Source organism: Methylotuvimicrobium sp. KM2 (assembly GCF_038051925.1).
Lineage (GTDB): Bacteria > Pseudomonadota > Gammaproteobacteria > Methylococcales > Methylomonadaceae > Methylotuvimicrobium.
This window is the reverse complement of record NZ_CP150634.1, coordinates 2,837,884-2,855,844: the sequence shown is the minus strand read 5'-3', so window position 1 is coordinate 2,855,844 and position 17,961 is coordinate 2,837,884. Positions and strand designations below refer to the sequence as shown.

The 17,961-nt window shown below is 49.6% G+C and carries 18 protein-coding genes; 16 read left to right on the top strand and 2 right to left on the bottom strand.

The features are described from left to right. Positions 1–47 precede the first annotated feature (47 nt). A complete protein-coding gene (locus WJM45_RS11995) occupies positions 48–374 on the top strand; it encodes a hypothetical protein (protein ID WP_341325335.1) in 327 nt (108 codons plus the stop codon). A gap of 146 nt (positions 375–520) precedes the next feature. Here WJM45_RS11995 and uvrA read toward each other — a convergent pair whose 3' ends face one another. Continuing rightward, the gene (uvrA, locus tag WJM45_RS11990) at positions 521–3,337 is read right to left on the bottom strand and encodes an excinuclease ABC subunit UvrA (protein WP_341325334.1); all 2,817 of its coding nucleotides are present in this window, start codon (positions 3,335–3,337) and stop codon (positions 521–523) included. A gap of 173 nt (positions 3,338–3,510) precedes the next feature. On the opposite strand from uvrA, the gene WJM45_RS11985 reads away from it, so the two are divergent. From WJM45_RS11985 to WJM45_RS11915, 15 genes are all read left to right on the top strand, one after another. Then, positions 3,511–4,266, top strand: coding sequence for a DUF2231 domain-containing protein (locus WJM45_RS11985; RefSeq protein WP_341325333.1), 756 nt, complete (start codon positions 3,511–3,513; stop codon positions 4,264–4,266). A gap of 391 nt (positions 4,267–4,657) precedes the next feature. Further along, the gene (locus WJM45_RS11980; RefSeq protein ID WP_341325332.1) at positions 4,658–5,284 is read left to right on the top strand and encodes a phosphoribosylanthranilate isomerase; all 627 of its coding nucleotides are present in this window, start codon (positions 4,658–4,660) and stop codon (positions 5,282–5,284) included. 4 nt (positions 5,285–5,288) lie between these two features. Then, positions 5,289–6,491 (top strand): tryptophan synthase subunit beta, encoded by a 1,203-nt coding sequence (gene trpB, locus WJM45_RS11975; RefSeq protein WP_341325331.1) that lies wholly within the window; start codon positions 5,289–5,291, stop codon positions 6,489–6,491. Next, positions 6,488–7,291: a tryptophan synthase subunit alpha gene (trpA, locus tag WJM45_RS11970; RefSeq protein WP_341325330.1), complete on the top strand. Its 804-nt coding sequence runs from the start codon at positions 6,488–6,490 to the stop codon at positions 7,289–7,291. The genes trpB and trpA overlap by 4 nt, the downstream gene beginning before the upstream one ends. A gap of 36 nt (positions 7,292–7,327) precedes the next feature. Then, positions 7,328–8,266, top strand: a complete 939-nt coding sequence (gene accD, locus WJM45_RS11965; RefSeq protein ID WP_341325329.1) for an acetyl-CoA carboxylase, carboxyltransferase subunit beta — start codon at positions 7,328–7,330, stop codon at positions 8,264–8,266. Positions 8,267–8,446: 180 nt separating this feature from the next. Beyond that, positions 8,447–9,718 carry a bifunctional tetrahydrofolate synthase/dihydrofolate synthase gene (folC, locus tag WJM45_RS11960; protein ID WP_341325328.1) on the top strand — a complete coding sequence of 424 codons (1,272 nt, stop codon included), beginning with the start codon at positions 8,447–8,449 and terminating at the stop codon, positions 9,716–9,718. Between the two features lie 191 nt (positions 9,719–9,909). Beyond that, entirely contained in the window at positions 9,910–10,899 is a 990-nt protein-coding gene (locus WJM45_RS11955) for an SPOR domain-containing protein (protein WP_341325327.1), read from the top strand. A 20-nt stretch (positions 10,900–10,919) separates the two neighbouring features. Next, complete coding sequence (locus tag WJM45_RS11950; protein ID WP_341325326.1) at positions 10,920–11,411, top strand: CvpA family protein; 492 nt, start codon at positions 10,920–10,922, stop codon at positions 11,409–11,411. Between the two features lie 21 nt (positions 11,412–11,432). Next, positions 11,433–12,941 (top strand): amidophosphoribosyltransferase, encoded by a 1,509-nt coding sequence (gene purF, locus WJM45_RS11945; RefSeq protein WP_341325325.1) that lies wholly within the window; start codon positions 11,433–11,435, stop codon positions 12,939–12,941. Positions 12,942–12,997: 56 nt separating this feature from the next. Beyond that, positions 12,998–14,188 carry an O-succinylhomoserine sulfhydrylase gene (locus tag WJM45_RS11940; RefSeq protein WP_341325324.1) on the top strand — a complete coding sequence of 397 codons (1,191 nt, stop codon included), beginning with the start codon at positions 12,998–13,000 and terminating at the stop codon, positions 14,186–14,188. Between the two features lie 126 nt (positions 14,189–14,314). Continuing rightward, positions 14,315–14,875: an SRPBCC family protein gene (locus WJM45_RS11935; RefSeq protein WP_125219027.1), complete on the top strand. Its 561-nt coding sequence runs from the start codon at positions 14,315–14,317 to the stop codon at positions 14,873–14,875. An 11-nt stretch (positions 14,876–14,886) separates the two neighbouring features. Beyond that, a complete protein-coding gene (locus WJM45_RS11930) occupies positions 14,887–15,852 on the top strand; it encodes a cytochrome D1 domain-containing protein (protein ID WP_341325323.1) in 966 nt (321 codons plus the stop codon). Between the two features lie 353 nt (positions 15,853–16,205). After that, entirely contained in the window at positions 16,206–16,499 is a 294-nt protein-coding gene (locus WJM45_RS11925) for a hypothetical protein (protein ID WP_341325322.1), read from the top strand. Between the two features lie 284 nt (positions 16,500–16,783). Next, positions 16,784–17,080, top strand: a complete 297-nt coding sequence (locus tag WJM45_RS11920; protein ID WP_341325321.1) for a BrnT family toxin — start codon at positions 16,784–16,786, stop codon at positions 17,078–17,080. Then, positions 17,070–17,348 carry a hypothetical protein gene (locus WJM45_RS11915; RefSeq protein ID WP_341325320.1) on the top strand — a complete coding sequence of 93 codons (279 nt, stop codon included), beginning with the start codon at positions 17,070–17,072 and terminating at the stop codon, positions 17,346–17,348. The genes WJM45_RS11920 and WJM45_RS11915 overlap by 11 nt, the downstream gene beginning before the upstream one ends. Before the next feature lie 64 nt (positions 17,349–17,412). On the opposite strand, the gene sufT is transcribed toward WJM45_RS11915, so the two are convergent. Next, positions 17,413–17,961: a putative Fe-S cluster assembly protein SufT gene (sufT, locus tag WJM45_RS11910; RefSeq protein ID WP_125219028.1), complete on the bottom strand. Its 549-nt coding sequence runs from the start codon at positions 17,959–17,961 to the stop codon at positions 17,413–17,415.

Below are 17,961 nucleotides of genomic sequence, written 5' to 3'. Positions count from 1 at the left end.
TTGCGGCCTTCGAGGCTTCTTAGTATTGTCGGGAAATTAAAATTACAATGAAAAATATTAATGTCGCATTAGTTAGACTTCTCCAGTTCGTCGTATTCGTTCTGTTTACATTTATGGTATTGATTTATTTCGGAGCGATGGTTTTATTGCCGCTGGATGCCGCCGTGCTATTGATCAAGTTGTTGACCTTGTTCGGTTTAAACGGATTTATTGCGGCTTTTATTGCGATTCCTATAGTGGCTTATTTAGGTTTGAGAGTCTATCGAATTCCTGGTCTTGTCAAAATGGTCATCGATACCGGAGTCGAATTGGTCAACACCGGCAAAGGTAAAATCGATGCGTTCAACGCGATAGCCGAATCGGAAAAAGTATAACGCTTTTGCAATGTAAAAAAGGCCGGAAAGAGCGTTCTTTCCGGCCTTTTTTGTTTTCAATACTTATTTCGTAATATTTATCTAGAAAGATATGAAGATAGCGAATAAGATTGAGCCGCGTTAAAAAATCGAGTCAATTCGCCAAATCAGCTAAAAAATCGTTTTAAATAATGCCCGGTATGCGAGGCGTTGTTTTCACTCAGTTGTTGAGGTGTGCCTTCAGCGACCAATGTGCCGCCTCCGTCGCCGCCTTCCGGCCCCATATCAATAATCCAATCTGCCGTTTTGATCACGTCCAGGTTATGCTCGATGACAATCACGGTATTGCCGTGATCGCGTAGTGTATGCAAAACGCGCAATAATTGTTTGATATCGTGGAAATGCAGGCCGGTTGTGGGCTCGTCGAGAATATAGAGTGTTTTGCCGGTATCGCGTTTCGACAGTTCCTTAGCGAGCTTGACGCGCTGCGCTTCGCCGCCGGAAAGCGTGACTGCATTTTGTCCGAGCGTGATGTAATTCAATCCCACTTCGGTCAAAGTATGGAGTTTTTTGGATAACACCGGGACGGCGCTGAAAAATTGCGCGGCGTCCTCTACGGTCATGTCCAATACTTCGTTGATTGCTTTGCCTTTGTAGCGAATTTCCAGCGTTTCACGATTATAACGTTTACCGCCGCAGACGTCGCAATGTACGAAAATATCCGGCAAGAAATGCATTTCGACTTTGATGACTCCATCGCCTTTGCAGGCCTCGCAACGGCCGCCTTTGACGTTGAAACTGAAGCGCCCCGGGGTGTAACCGCGTGATCGGGCTTCGGGCGTTGCCGCGAATAATTCCCGGATGGGCGTAAAAATTCCGGTATAAGTAGCCGGATTCGAGCGGGGCGTTCGGCCTATCGGGCTTTGATTAATATCGATGACTTTATCGAAATATTCAATGCCTTCGATTTCATCGCAAGGTGCGGGCAGGGCGCCGGCTCGATTGATTGCGCGCGCAGCATAGCGGTAGAGCGTATCGTTGATGAGCGTCGACTTTCCTGAGCCGGATACGCCGGTAATACAAGTGAGTAGACCGACCGGCAGAGCAATATCGACGTTTTTCAGGTTATTGCCTTGAGCGTTGCGGATCACGATGCGCTTTTCCGGGACGACCGGCGTCGTGTTTTCCGGAATCGCAATCATTTGTTTTCCCGACAAATACTGGCCGGTCAGCGAGTCGGGCGAGTCGATGATGTCTTGCGGCGTCCCCTGTGCGACGATTCTACCGCCGTGAATACCGGCGCCGGGGCCGATATCGACGATATGATCGGCCGAGCGAATCGCATCTTCGTCGTGCTCTACGACGATTACGGTATTACCCAGATCCCTGAGCCGGAACAAAGTATTCAACAAGCGATCGTTATCGCGCTGATGCAGGCCGATTGACGGTTCGTCGAGCACATACATCACGCCGACTAAGCCTGCGCCGATTTGGCTTGCCAGTCGGATACGTTGCGCTTCGCCGCCGGACAACGTATCGGCGCTACGATCGAGAGTCAGATAGTCCAGCCCGACATTGACTAAAAATTCTTGTCGTTCGACGATTTCCTTGATAATTTTCGCAGCTACTTCGCCCTGTTTTCCAGGTAAGTCCAATTCTTCGAAAAACTGTAAAGATTTGCGAATCGGAAAACGGGTAAGTTCGTGCAAGGGGCTTTCATTGACGAAAACATGGCGGGCGGCCTTATTTAGACGCGCTCCGCCGCAGTCGGGGCAGGTTTTTTGCGATAGATATTTGGCCAGTTCCTCACGGACCATCGGTGAGTCGGTTTCATGGTAACGGCGATCCATGTTCGCAATGATGCCTTCGAAGCTGTAGCGCTTGGTTTGGCCGGCGCGCGGACCGCCAAGTAATTTGAAATCGATCGCTTCGTTGCCGCTGCCGAACAATAATACTTTTTTGATGTTGTCCGGTAGTTCCTGATAAGGGATTTCCGGATCGAAACCGTAGTGTTCGGCCAGCGAGCAGATAATTTGATAATAATAAGCGTTGCGCCGGTCCCAGCCTCGAATCGCCCCGCCGGCTAGGCTGATGTTGGGATTATGCACCACCAATTCCGGATCGAAGTGTTGACGAACACCAAGTCCATCGCAAGTTGGGCACGCGCCTTTCGGGTTGTTGAACGAAAAAATGCGCGGTTCCAATTCGCTGATGCTGTATCCGCAGTGGGGGCAGGCGTAGCGTTCGGAAAACAATAAGGTCGTGTTGTCGTCCATGGAAACGGCCAGCGCAATACCGTCTGCGATGCGAAGCGCTGTTTCGAATGACTCGGAAAGGCGCAATGCGATGTCGTCACGAATTTTGAATCGATCGACGATCACTTCGATCGTGTGTTTTTTCTTGGGGTCGAGCGCCGGCGTTTCGTCGAGATCGTATACGGCGCCGTCAATACGTGCTCTGATAAAACCTTGCGCGCGTAAATCCTCGAACAATTGCAGGTATTCCCCTTTGCGCTGGCTGATGACGGGCGCCAATAACATCCAGCGACCGCCTTCCGGTTGTTCGAGCACGCTATCTACCATCTGGCTGACGGTTTGGGCGGCTAATGAAACGTTATGGTCAGGGCAGCGAGGCGTGCCTGCGCGGGCATAGAGTAAACGCAAGTAATCATAGATTTCGGTAATTGTGCCGACCGTCGAGCGAGGATTGTGGGAGGTCGATTTTTGTTCGATCGAAATCGCCGGGGACAGTCCTTCGATATGATCGACATCCGGTTTTTCCATCATCGACAGGAATTGCCGGGCATAGGCGGACAGGGATTCGACATAACGCCGTTGGCCTTCGGCATAAATCGTGTCGAAAGCCAGTGAGGATTTGCCGGAACCGGAGAGGCCGGTAATGACAATCAAGGAGTCGCGGGGCAAATCCAGGTCGATGCTTTTTAAATTGTGGGTGCGCGCGCCGCGAATGCTGATGGTGTCCATTGATGAAATGTCGCTTTAGGAAACAGGCCGCTAATATACGGCGAAACCGGGCCGATTTCAAAGCTCGGTAGGATGAAGGCTTACAAGTCAGCTTTATCGCTTTCAAACAGTTTGCAATTCCGAAGATTTCGAGTACATTGTGTTTATTCGAAACCTAACATAGCGTAATTGATGTGAATCACTTTTATTCTTTTCAAATTCATGGCGGCGCCGATCATGGCGGCGGGGTAGCCGAGTCTGTCGGGCATTTTTTGGGATTTCTGGAAAGTCTGGCGGCTCAAGAACCTTCGGACATATTTGCGAGCATATTTCCGGGAATCGCAGAACTGGATAATATTCATCCTTTGCTAGTACATTTTCCAATCGCTTTATTGATCGGTTTTTTTATTCTCGACTTATTGGGGACTTTGATTCGTAACCCGGTTTGGCGCAGTGCCGCTTCGGCGATGCTTTATTTTGGGACGATTGGCGCAGCAGTGACTGTTTATACCGGTTTGCAAGCCGGCGAAACGGTTGCGCACGGGGGTAATGTTCATGACATCATGGAAAGGCATGAGCAAATTGGTATTACGGTGTTGAGTTTATCGGCGTTATTATCGGTTTGGCGTCTGTTGGCCGGTAGTTCGCTTAAAGGTGCTGCAAACGGTTTTTTTCTATTGCTGTCGGCGGGTCTGTCTGTGTTGGTCGTTTTGGGCGCCGATTTGGGCGGATTAATGGTCTATCGTTACGGCGTTGCGGTCGAAGGGGCCATCGATCCTCAAGAAGCCAGTGAGCATGAGCACGGGCAACCGCATGTCAATGAGCATGGCCATGATTCCGGTCATGATCATTCGCACTCGGATTCGTCTCAGAACCATCACTCCAGTGATAGTCATCTAAATCCAAACGATCACGAGCATTCCGAATCAACTCATACCCATACTCATTAGTCGTTGTATTGCTCATCGTAGATAAAAACTCGGCCCCTCATCTAGCGTTAGGTGAGGGGCGGCATGGAGCTGGCATAGAGCCTAGATGGACGTATTCACCCAGCGCCTAAATTATCCCAGACCGCTAATCATAGCCAATGGGTTATGGAATTTAGGTGCTGGGTAAACCCATCCATCGGGTTTAACGGCAGCTCGATCGCCAGGGATGGCGTGAATGCAGATTTTGCATGGAGCAAAAATCTGCCTTGCCGCCGACATCCTCGCCAAGCACACCCGCACCCTGTTTTATCCTCAAATTAAGAATTGTTGAGGTCATTTTAGCCTTAGTTTAGGGCTTTTGTTTTATGTTATTCTATCCGGCTAAATTTTTTATTAAATATCTTATCTCTTTATGCGTACTCGCGTTAAAATTTGCGGCTTTACCCGGGTTAATGACGCAGTCCGTGCGGCGCATCTAGGCGTGGATGCGATCGGGTTGGTTTTTTATCCGTCTAGCCCAAGAAATATTGATATCGATCAAGCGCTTGCGATTGTCGAGGCTTTGCCTCCCTTTACCAGTGTTGTCGGTTTGTTCGTCGACGAGCAAGAGGCGCGTATTCGTGAAGTGTTGAGCCGGGTGCCGATCGACTGTTTGCAATTTCACGGCGATGAGACGCCAGATGCTTGCGAGCTGTACAATAAGCCTTATATCAAGGCAATTAGGATGCGACAGGACGTTGATATAGCTGATTTGGCTAAACGGTATTCCGGAGCCGCCGGTTTGTTACTCGATGCGTATCATCCGGGAGTGAAAGGCGGTTCCGGAAACCGTTTTGATTGGGATTTGATTCCGCAGTCTTGTCCGAAACCGATTATTTTGGCCGGCGGTTTGGAACCCGGCAATGTCACGCAGGCAATGGAGTCGGTCGGCCCTTATGCATTGGACGTCAGCAGCGGCGTGGAATCGGAAAAAGGTATTAAGGATGCCGGTAAAATGGCGGCATTCGTAAGAATAATTAACGAGGGTAATAGAAGTTAGCAACATGACACAGCATTATAACTTGCCGGACGAGCGCGGACATTTCGGTCCTTATGGCGGAAAATTCGTTGCCGAAACATTAATGGGGCCTATTCAAGAGTTAGAAGAGGCTTATCTGCGCTATATGCAGGATCCTGAATTTTTAACCGAACTGGATGCCGATTTGCAGCATTATGTCGGGCGTCCTTCACCGCTTTACCATGCCGAACGCTGGAGTCGGCATTTAGGCGGAGCGCAGCTTTATTTGAAACGAGAAGACCTCAATCATACCGGCGCGCATAAAGTTAATAATACGATCGGACAGGCGTTATTGGCTAAGCGCATGGGAAAAACCCGGATCATCGCTGAAACCGGTGCGGGTCAGCATGGCGTGGCTACGGCTACTGTCGCTGCCAGATTGGGACTCGAGTGCGTTGTTTATATGGGGGCGGTCGATGTCGCCCGACAGTCCTTGAATGTTTACCGGATGAAACTGCTTGGCGCAAAAGTCGTTGCGGTCGAATCGGGTTCGAAGACTCTGAAAGACGCGTTAAACGAGGCGCTCCGTGATTGGGTTACCAATGTCGACAATACATTCTACATCATTGGAACGGTAGCAGGACCTCATCCTTATCCTGCGATGGTGCGCGATTTTCAAACCGTGATCGGACGTGAAGCCAAAGAGCAATGTTTGACCATGACCGGGCGGTTGCCCGATGCGCTGGTCGCTTGTGTCGGGGGCGGGTCGAACGCGATCGGTTTGTTTTATCCTTTTATCGACGATGCGTCGGTCAAAATGTACGGCGTCGAAGCGGCCGGAGACGGCGTCGAAACAGGACGTCATTCTGCTCCGCTTTGTGCGGGACGTCCGGGAGTTTTACACGGCAATCGGACTTATTTGATCGAGGATGATGATGGTGAAATCATCGAAACGCATTCAATCTCGGCGGGCTTGGATTATCCCGGCGTCGGACCCGAACATGCTTGGTTGAAAGACAGCGGGCGCGCCGAATATGTCAACATAACCGATGATGAAGCCTTGAAGGGTTTTCATGATTTAACCGAAATGGAAGGCATTATTCCTGCGCTGGAATCGAGTCATGCGATTGCTTATACGACAAAGCTGGCGCCGACCATGCCCAAAGACAGCATAATTATTATCAATCTTTCCGGTCGTGGCGATAAAGATATCATGACCTTGGCGCAACGCGAGGGAATACAACTGTGAGCCGTTTAGCCGCTAAATTTGAAGAGCTTTCCAAGTCAGGCCGTAAGGCTTTGATTCCATTTTTGACGGCCGGTGATCCGCATCCGAATTTTACCGTGCCGATGATGCATGCGATGGTGGAAGCGGGCGTTGATATTATTGAGCTTGGCGTACCGTTTTCCGATCCGATGGCGGACGGACCGGTCATTCAGAAAGCCAGTGAACGCGCCTTGGCGCATAAAATGAGTTTAAGAAAAGTACTCAATATAGTCGCCGAATTCAGAAGAAAGGATGACCAAACGCCGGTCGTGTTGATGGGGTATTTAAATCCGATCGAGGCAATGGGTTACGAAGATTTTGCCAATGCGGCGCAACGCGTCGAAATCGATGGTGTGCTGACGGTTGATTTGCCGCCTGAGGAGGCCGGTTTCTGTGTTTCGTTGCTGAAAGAACGCGGTATCGATCCGGTTTTTTTGTTGGCGCCTAATAGTAATGAAGAACGCATTCGTAAAATGGATGCGGCGGGCAGTGGCTATATTTACTACGTTTCACTCAAAGGTGTAACCGGTGCTGGGCACTTGAACACCGCCGATGTCGAGGAAAGGCTGAAGTTAATCCGTGCGAATACTCAATTGCCGATCGGTATCGGCTTCGGTGTTAAGGATGCCGAGACGGCAAAGACAGTGGCTCATTTAGGTGATGGTGTCGTTGTCGGTAGCGCCTTGATCAGTAAAATCGAAGCGAATTTGGATAATCCGGAGCAGGCCTGTTCCGAAATAGTCGATTTACTTAAAGCCATGCGCGCCGCAATGGATGAATAAGTCGTCGATCACATGAGCGAATTCGGAGTTTAAAATATGAGTTGGTTTGAAAAACTGGTCCCCTCAACAATCAGAACAGACGGGACTAACAAGAAAAAAGGCGCCGTGCCCGAGGGTTTATGGACCAAGTGTCCGAGTTGCAACGCGATTCTCTATAACAACGAATTGGAACGAAATTCCAGTGTGTGCCCTAAATGCAATCATCACATGCGGATATCGGCAAGAGTACGGTTGGAATTATTTCTCGATGAGCAGGATCAAGAAGAAATCGGTCAACATATCAAACCGACCGACCCGCTTAGATTCAAGGATTCCAAACGCTATAAAGACCGTATAAGTCAAGCGCAAAAACAGACCAAGGAAAGCGATGCTCTCGTAGTGATTAAGGGTAAGCTCAAGAATAAAGATATCGTAGCCGCCGCGTTCGATTTTAGTTTTATGGGTGGCTCGATGGGGTCGGTGGTCGGCGAGCGTTTCGTGCGAGGTGTGAATGAGAGCCTCGAAATCGGTGCGCCGTTCATTGTTTTTACCGCCAGCGGCGGCGCTCGCATGCAGGAGTCATTGTTTTCATTGTTTCAAATGGCGAAAACCAGCGCGGCCTTGACACGGTTGTCGGAAGCGGGATTGCCGTTTATTTCGTGTATGACCGACCCTACGATGGGCGGTGTTTCCGCGAGTTTGGCGATGCTTGGCGATATCAATGTCGCCGAGCCGAATGCCTTGATCGGTTTTGCAGGACCTCGCGTCATCGAGCAAACCGTTCGAGAAAAATTGCCGGAAGGTTTTCAACGTAGCGAGTTTCTGCAAGAGCACGGCGCTATCGACATGATTATCGATAGGCGTGAAATGCGCGATAAAATTGCTGCAATGCTGGCGATTTTAATGGCCTCGCGGATGGAAACGAAAATAAGCCCGAATTTAGAAGAACCTATTATCTTGGCCGAAACCGAGCCTTTGCCTGCCGTTCAGGATTAAGTGCAATTTTAAATGGCCGAATGATCTTGCTGTTGCGGTTAAGCCACGAGAAACACAACAAAAACCGGTCCGCAATAGGGCCTAAGTTTGCAGTTATTGGATGGGACAATCCACGATTTTCTATCTCGTTGGCGCTTTCGTGCTTTTTTATGTTTTTGTGGAACCGACAATTTGTCTGAGATGAAGCATTTCGATACGCTCGAGGGCTGGCTGAGGTGGCAAGAAGGTTTGCATCCGCAAACGATTGATCTAGGCTTGGAGAGAGTACAGAGGGTATTCCGAGCATTGCAACCGGATTACAATAAGCCGCCGACGATCACGGTAGCAGGAACTAATGGTAAAGGTTCATGCGTGGCCTTTTTGGAATTCATTTATCGGGCTCAAGGTTATCGAGTCGGCACCTATACTTCTCCGCATATTCTAAGTTATAACGAACGTATAAAAATTAACGGCAAACCAGTTAGCGACGATTTGATCTGTTCGGCTTTCGAGCGTATTGAATCGGTTCGAGACGGTGTTTCGTTGAGTTACTTTGAATTCGGTACCTTGGCTGCGCTCGATATTTTTTCCAGGGCCAATCTCGATGTGCAATTGTTGGAGGTAGGATTGGGCGGGCGTCTTGATGCCGTCAATATTGTGGACCCCGACGTTTCTATTATTTCCAGCATTGGGATCGATCATGCCGATTGGCTCGGCGAAACGCGCGAGCTGATTGGCCGTGAAAAAGCCGGTATTTTCAGAAAGCAAGTTCCTGCGATTATCAGCGATCCTGAGCCACCCGACTCGATATTCGAATATGCAAATGAAATCGAGGCCCCGGCTTTTTTTATCGGGTGCGATTTTGCTTACAGGAAGCAGTCGAAAGGTTGGATATGGTGTGCACCCGATCGGCAGATCGACCGATTGCCGGAACCTAATCTCAAAGGCGAGCATCAATATCGAAATGCGGCTGCTGTGGTAATGGCTGCGACCCTAATGTCTTCACGCCTCCCGATTAGTGTGGATTCGATAAGGCATGGCATCGGGTCCGTTGAACTAACTGGGCGTTTTCAATTCATTCATGACGAGATACCTGTCCTACTCGATGTCGGGCATAATCCTCAAGCCGTTCAGACCTTGATCGACTATCTAAGTGATAATTTTTCCGGCAAACGCGTTCATGCCGTTTTTACGATGATGAAGGATAAAGATATTCCTGGCGTTATCAGCATCATGAAACCATTGGTTCATCAATGGTATTTTGTGCCGTTAAAAGACAATCCTCGGTGCGTTTCCAAGGCAATGATGCAAGATTATTTCGAACAGTGCAAAATTACGGGTGTTGATTTCGGTTTCTCCGGACTGCAAGATGCATTGGATAGTGCCAAGACTAAAGCCGGAAAAAACGATTTATTATTGGTTTTCGGTTCTTTCTTTTTAGTATCTGAATATTTAGGAATATGCGCAAAATAAATTCTACAAATACTAGGTTTTGCAGCGGTTCGGTGACTCGCTTGATTGGACGTCGTAAATACGTCTATGTAGGCTTGACGGCGGCTATCCCTGCCGCCGATAACTGTCATTCGAGCCGCCGCCTCTCTTTCCAACAGTTGTCGAAGTTATTTTATGTTCGTTCCTTAGCTGGTTTAGCTTAGAGGTTAACGATGGACCAGGAATTAAAACAAAGATTGATCGGCGCGGTTGTCATCACCGCGTTGGCCGCTATTTTTGTACCGATGCTGTTTGACGATCCGATTGAGGAGAGCGGTGAATTGGTCAATGAATTAGCCTTACCTGAGCCGCCAACGCAGGACTTTGCCAAGACTGCCGAGCGTCTTCCGGACAGTAGTCGGCCTCAATGGACCGAAGAGTCGGTTGACGAACCCGAGCCTGATGTCGATGAAGTAGAGGGGTTGACTCCTGAAGAACTCGAATACATTGGGCCTGTCGATGACGGGTCTGAGCTTAAGCCTATTGATAAGAATAAATTGCCGGCCTCTTTGATGGAAACGGATAAGCCGGCTGAGACGGCTCCGGTTTCCGAAGTCAGGGTTCTGGAAACGAAAACGGAGTCGGTAGCGGCATTGCCGATTGCGGAACTTGTGACTTGGTATATACAGCCGGGCAGTTTTAGTAAGAAAGATAATGCATTCGCATTACGCGATAAATTGCGTTCGCAAGGTTTTCCGGCAGCAGTCGAGGAATTTGACATCCGAGGCGGAAAATCCTATCGGGTCTTGGTGGGGCCTGAAACCGATAAAAGCAAAGCCCAGGCGCTTAAAAATCGGCTGGATGCCGACAATAACCTCAAAAGTCTGTTATTGTCAGTCAATAAACCCAAGGCCATTGAACCGGCAGCGGCTACTGCTCAAGGGGGGCAAACGGCGCCTCAACAGAACAGTCCGGCTGCAAGCACAGGTCTGGTTAAGTGGTATATACAATTAGGTAGTTTCAGTAAGCAGGAAAATGCCGATTCGCTCCGTGATAAACTGCGCGCAAAAGGTTTTCCTGCCGCCGTTACCGAAGTAGATACCGCGCAAGGTAAGGCGTATCGTCTTCGTGTCGGTCCCGAGCTCGATAAAAAACGGGCTGAAACCCAACTGATGCAATTGGATAGCCAACACAGTCTGAAAGGTTTTCTGGTTTCCGAATAAGCTTTATAGGAGATGCGGATATGATCTGGGTCGATTATGCCATTTTGGGGTTGATCTCCATTTCCTTGGTGATCGGTTTGTTTAGAGGCTTTATCGAAGAGGCATTCTCACTGGTATTGTGGGTCGTCGCGATTTGGCTCGGATTAACTTTTAGTCGTGAGTTTTCCGTGCTTTTGGAGCCGGTTTTTAGCGTGCCTTCGGCACGGGTTGCCGCAGCCTTTGCGGCATTGTTTTTTGCCGTGTTGATTGGGGGTGCATTGATCAATTTAATGTTACGAAAATTGGTCAAGCAAACCGGATTGACCGGGTCGGATCGTTTCGCTGGAATGATTTTCGGTATCGCTCGCGGATTGTTGGTCGTCACGGTTTGCGTCATGTTGGCCGGTTTGACGCCGCTTCCGGAGGATGCTTGGTGGAAAGAATCGACTTTGATTCCGCCTTTTCAATCGCTTGCCGTCTGGTTGCGGGAACATATTCCGTCGGACCTGATGAGCTATGTTAATTATCGTTGATTAAAATTTTAGGTTTAAAGCATGTGTGGTATTGCCGGTATTGTTGCTCATAACAACGTCAATCAAGAGCTGTATGATGCGTTGACCGTATTGCAGCATAGGGGGCAGGATGCGAGCGGCATCGTGACCTGTGAAAACGGGCGGTTGCATTTACGTAAGGACAACGGCCTGGTTCGGGATGTATTTACGACCAGTCAAATGCTGAAGCTCAAGGGTAATATGGGCATCGGTCATGTGCGCTATCCGACCGCCGGATGTACGAGCTCGGCCGAAGCGCAGCCCTTTTATGTGAATTCGCCGTTCGGCCTGACGCTGGCTCATAACGGCAATTTAACCAACACCGAAGCGTTAAAGCACGTTTTATTCATCGAAGATCAACGTCATATCAATACCGACTCCGATTCCGAAGTATTGCTCAATGTGTTTGCGCATGAGTTGCAGCAACTACGTAAGTTGAAATTGACTGTGGACGACGTGTTTACCGCGGTTTCCAGAGTTCATCAGCGCGTTCGCGGCGCTTATGCGGTCGTCGTAATGATAGCGGGTTTCGGCATCTTAGGCTTTCGCGACCCGCACGGCATCCGGCCTATCGTATTCGGCGAAAGAAAATCCGATAAAGGCAGCGAATTCATGATCGCTTCCGAAAGTGTCGCGCTGGATGTCTTGGGCTTTGATCTGATTCGGGATATCGAGCCCGGAGAGGCAGTGTTCATCGAGGAATCGGGTGCCTTGCATACCAAGCAATGTTCCGATTTCGTCGATCATTGTCCTTGTATGTTCGAATATGTCTATTTTGCTCGACCCGACTCGATCATCGACGATATCCAGGTTTATAAGGCCCGCTTGAGAATGGGTGAAAAATTGGCCGAAAAAATTATGCGGGTATGGCCGGATCACGATATCGATGTGGTGATTCCGATTCCCGATACCAGTCGAACCGCGGCATTGCAGTTGGCTAACAAGCTTCGTGTCAAATACCGAGAAGGTTTTATCAAAAACCGTTATATCGGACGGACGTTCATCATGCCGGGGCAACAAAAGCGCAAAAAATCGGTTAAGCAAAAGCTCAATGCGATCGATTTGGAATTCGACGGAAAAAATGTTTTGCTAATTGACGACTCTGTCGTCAGAGGAACGACTTCGGAACAAATCATACAAATGGCCCGTGAAGCCGGGGCTAAAAAAGTGTATTTTGCATCGGCAGCGCCGCCGGTCAGATATCCGAATGTCTACGGTATCGATATGCCGGTGGTCGAAGAGTTAATTGCGCACGGCCGTACCGAAGACGAGGTTTGCGAAGCGATCGGTGCGGATCGTTTAATTTATCAGGATCTTGAGGATTTGATCGAGGCGGTAAGGAAAGGCAATAGGGATATTCAGCATTTCGATACATCGTGCTTCAGCCGCGAATATATAACCGGCGATATCGATGATGCCTATTTGGAGAACGTTCAAGCCTTGCGTAACGATGATGCTCAGGCAAAAAGAAATTCGGAAAATTTTATCATAGAAATGCAGAATTCAGACTGAGCAAAGTTTATGCTGGAAACTTATAGAAACGTCTCACCGGTTAGAACAGGAGCAACATGAAAGATACCGATTGGAACGATTATTCGCTCGAAACTCAGGCCATTAGAGCGGGGCATCGGCGAACGGGCGAAGCAGAGCATAGCATTCCGATATTCATGACTTCCAGTTATGTGTTTGACAGCGCCGAAGAAGCCTCATTGAAGTTTACCGGCCAAATTCCCGGTAATATCTACTCCCGCTTTACCAATCCGACTGTCAATGCATTCCAGGAAAGATTGGCTTGGATGGAAAAGGGTGAGCGTTGCTTGGCTTTTGCGTCGGGCATGGCCGCCATCATGGCGGTCGGCATGGGCTTACTAAAGTCGGGCGATCATGTGGTGGTGTCGCGTGGCGTATTCGGCAATACCGTGTTGATGTTTCAAAATTATTTTGCCAAGTTCGGCGTTGAGAGCGATTTTGTCGCCTTAACCGATTTGGCTGCTTGGGAATCGGCGATCAAACCGAATACCCGTTTTTTGTTTTTGGAGACGCCGTCTAATCCGTTGACCGAAATCGCCGATATTCAAGCGCTTGCCGACTTGGCGCATGGGAGTGATTGTTTATTGATTGTCGACAATTGTTTTTGTACTCCGGCACTGCAAAAACCGCTCGAACTGGGTGCGGATATCATCGTCCATTCGGCGACCAAATATATCGATGGGCATGGTCGCTGTGTCGGCGGCGCTGTTGTTGCTTCCGAAGAAATCATCGAAAAGGCCATCTATCCTTATTTGCGCACAGGCGGCGCCACGATGAGCCCCTTCAATGCCTGGGCTTTTCTGTCGGGGCTCGAAACGCTAGCACTACGCATGGAAAAACATTGCGCCAATGCTTTGGATTTAGCTCGTTGGTTGGAAAGGCAACCGGGAGTGGAAAGGGTTCACTATCCGGGTCTGGTATCGCATCCGCAACATGAATTGGCGAAACGTCAGCAAAGCGGATTCGGCGGTATCGTGAGTTTTGAATTGAAGGGCGGCAAAGAGCCGGCCTGGAATTTGATCGATTCGACGCGCATGATTTCGATTACGGCAAACCTGGGTGACGTCAAAAGCACAATTACTCATCCTGCGACAACCACGCATGGTCGTCTGACGCCGGAGGCGCGGGAGGCTGCGGGAATCAAGGATGGTTTGGTGCGTGTTTCGGTCGGTCTCGAAAACATCGAGGACATCAAAAAAGATTTGTCGGCAGTGAATGCTTTTGTTTGACGCATGAATTCAGGAAAAATTCAGGTGTTTTTTTGCAGTATTAACCCTCGACTCGTTTTTAGCGATCGGTGTTTTGGCATATAATAGCCAGCTATCTTTTCACTTTTCCGCAATAGGAAGTCAATAATGAAAAAATTCACGCTCTTAGTTTCAGCTTTGTTTTTGTTTGCAGCCGGCGCCCATGCTCATGGCCCGGTGCGTCAGAAGGTAAAGCAGGATATCACCATTAATGCACCGGCAGATAAAGTCTGGGCGTTGATTAAAAATTTCGACGATATGTCATGGTTGCCGGCAGTGGCCAGCACAACAGGTGAGGGCGGCAACAAAAAAGGCGCAACCCGTGTTTTAACGCTAAAAGACGGGGGCACGATTAAAGAAGAATTGAAAAAGCATGACGATAAAAAGATGAGTTATGCTTATAAAATCAAAGATATGAGTGCTGCAAAAACCATAACGCATTCCGGCCAAGACGAAGAGGTGCCGGTATTGCCGGTCAGTAACTATGCTGCGAGCATCGACGTCAAGGCTAAAGGCGATAAAACGCAGGTGATTTGGAAAGCCGGTTACTACCGCGCATACATGAACAACAACCCACCGGCTGAAATGAACGAAGAAGCGGCCAACACTGCCGTTAACGCTATTTTTAAAGAAGGTTTGGAAAACCTGAAAGCCTTAGCCGAAAAATAAGGTTGTTTGCAGTGTTTTTAACGCATGTCAAAAACGCGGCGGCTTTGGCTGCCGCGTTTTTTTTATCCCTGCCATTGGCCGCCGCCGCGCCACGCGCCTATATCACCAATCAACTCGGCGATAGCGTATCGGTTATCGACACTGCGTCGAATACGGTTACCGAAACGATCGCGGTACCCGGCAAACCGGCAGGGATCGCAGTTGCGCCGGACGGTAGCCGCGTGTATGTCACGACACCGGAATCGGGCGAAATGGCCGTGATCGATACTGCGACTAACAAATTGGTCGCTCAGGTTCCGGTCAGTGCAGGCGCATTGGGCATCACGACGGACCGGACCGGCAAGACGATCTACATCGCCGACTGGTACAAGAACATCGTATCGGTGATCGACGCCGAAAGCATGCAAGTTAAGAAAACGATTCCGGTTGGACAATCGCCGTCCGGTCTTGCGGTAAGCCCCGATAACCGATGGCTCTATGTCGCGAACCGGCTCGATAATTCGGTGTCGCAAATCGACCTGGAAACATTGCGCATCCGCAATACGACTAAGGTCGGCGAGCATCCGTTCGGATTGACTGTCGACAGCAAAGGCGAAAGAATTTATGTGGCCAATGTCGAGAGTGACGATGTTACGGTGTTGGGTCGGGATCACCTCAAGCGAATTGCGACCGTTAAAGTTAAAATGCTGCCCTATGCGGCGGCTTTGGCGCTCGATGACAGTTTATTGTTTGTAACGAACCAGGACGATGGCACGGTATCGGTGATCGATACCGAAACGTTGATCGAGAAAGCCGTGATAGGCGTTGGCGATAAGCCGGAAGGCATCGGCACGCTGCCCGACGGTTGCCATGTCTATGTCGCGAATTGGTTCGACGATAACGTGTCGGTAATCGACGCGGTCAGTCTCGAAGTCATCGAAACGATCGAGACGGGAGGCGGCAGTAGGGCCTTCGGTCAGTTCATCATCGGCGATTAAGTTGTCTCGCGCTGAGGCGCAGAGTACAGATGCAGCTCGTGTAGGTCCGATTAGCGTAGCGTAATCGGACGCATGAATCAACTGGCTACAGTGTATATGTTGTGTTTGGAATATATACCCTTTGCTAGTCAAATTTCGGTGCAGGGGTGCCCGTCAAAGGACGCCGTGAATACGTCCATGTAGGCTCTATGATAGCATCCATGCTATCAAAGCCTTTGTCGAACACCCCGACACCTCCATACGCTAATGGCGAAATTTGAAGTGAGAAATGTTAAGCATGCCTAACTATCGACGAGTGTTCATCCCCGGAGCTACTTGGTTCTTTACGGTGAACTTGCTGCAACGGCAAGGCAATGATTTATATAGATCTATTACATGACACGGTGAGGCGTGCGCGGAAGCGTTACCCGTTCCATATTGATGCCTGGGTCGTGTTGCCGGAACATATGCATAGCGTTTGGACCTTGCCGCCGGGCGATAGCGATTTCAGCACGCGTTGGCGATTGATCAAAAGCGGTTTTCTCGGGCGCTCCCGCAAACCGAACGCCGCTCCGAAGTTCGCCGTGCAGCGGGCGAACGCGAGATATGGCAGCGACATTATTGAGAGCATGCGATCCGCGACGATGCCGATTATGAGCAGCATGTAGATAAATGGATTTATCCCTTGGATTGGTGCGGTGATGGGAATATCTCGGTAAAGGGCGATGATTAGTCATGAGTCCGATTACGCTAATCGGACCTACCGAGCTGGAGTCTTGAAATATAGCAAGCAAGTCAACTATGGTGAAAGACAAACCTAATCGACCACGATCGATGCGCATCCTTAACACTTATCGTATCCTACTCGCTGTGATTGTCATGGTCACGGTTGGATTTAAGCGCTACGTCCAGTAAGTATTGACAAAGTAAATACATTTGTTAAGGTAAGCGCATGGATATTCACTTCGAGAAAAACGGCGTGCTGTTTGTTTGGGATGAACGCAAGGCGGCCAGCAATCCGCGCAAACATGATAGGGTGACCTTCGAGCAGGCTACCGAGGCGTTTTTCGATCCGTTTTTGAAACTAGTCGATGCTGGACGTAACGACGAAGCGCGCGATGCCGTGATCGGTTATGACGCATCGGGACGCTTGTTGTTTGTGGTGCATGTCGAAATCGAAGGCGAAGCCATCCGCTTAATTTCCGCCCGCAAGGCAACCGTTACGGAGCGCAACCATTATGATCTCTGACACTATCAAAAAACGTCTGAATAAAGACCGTCCGATGATTTCCATTACCGTGCGTATGCCGGAGGATGTGGTGGAATCGATGAAGGCGCTTGCGCCGTTGCGCGGATTCTCCGGTTATCAAGCACTGTTGAAGTCCTATGTAGGCGAAGGCTTACGCCGCGATGAGGCGCAATTTTCCTCAAGCCGTGAAGCGCGATTCATTGCCGCGTTGAAAAAGCTAGGAGTTCCCGATAGTGTGATCGAGGAGGCCGAGCGCGATGTGGTATAGTCACAATTAAATTAGAGCCCTAATGCCATATGGCGACTCAGTGCCAATTTGGCCTGAATTCCGATCAAAACAACCCCAACTGCACCTGGGCGACTTCCGACATCATGTGTCTCGACCAGGGCGGATCGAGTACGACTTCAACATTGACCCTTTCGACGCCGGGCAGCGCGCGTATCGCTTTTTCGACATCGCTTTGAATGACGGGGCCCATGCCGCAACCGGGTGCGGTCAACGTCATTTGAATGTCGACCCTGTTTTTGCCTTCCCCGGTCGGTGTGACCACGCAGTTATAAACCAGTCCCAAATCGACGATGTTGACGGGGATCTCTGGGTCATAGACCGTTTTCATGACCTCCCAACAGTTTTTCTCGACTGCATCAGGATCCGTGTCGCGGACCAAGGTGTGGAGCTCGTGAGGCTCTTTGCCCAATGCGTCGGCATCGGCGCTGTTGATGCGTACCATGTGTCCGTAATCGGTGACAACTGTGTAGTTGTTACCGAGCGATTGATGGATCGTGACGACGGTTCCTTTGCTCAAGGTGCCGTTATTGCCGTCGGGAATCGTGACGATATTGACATCCCGCGTTAAAACGATGCTTTCTCTTTCAGCCAT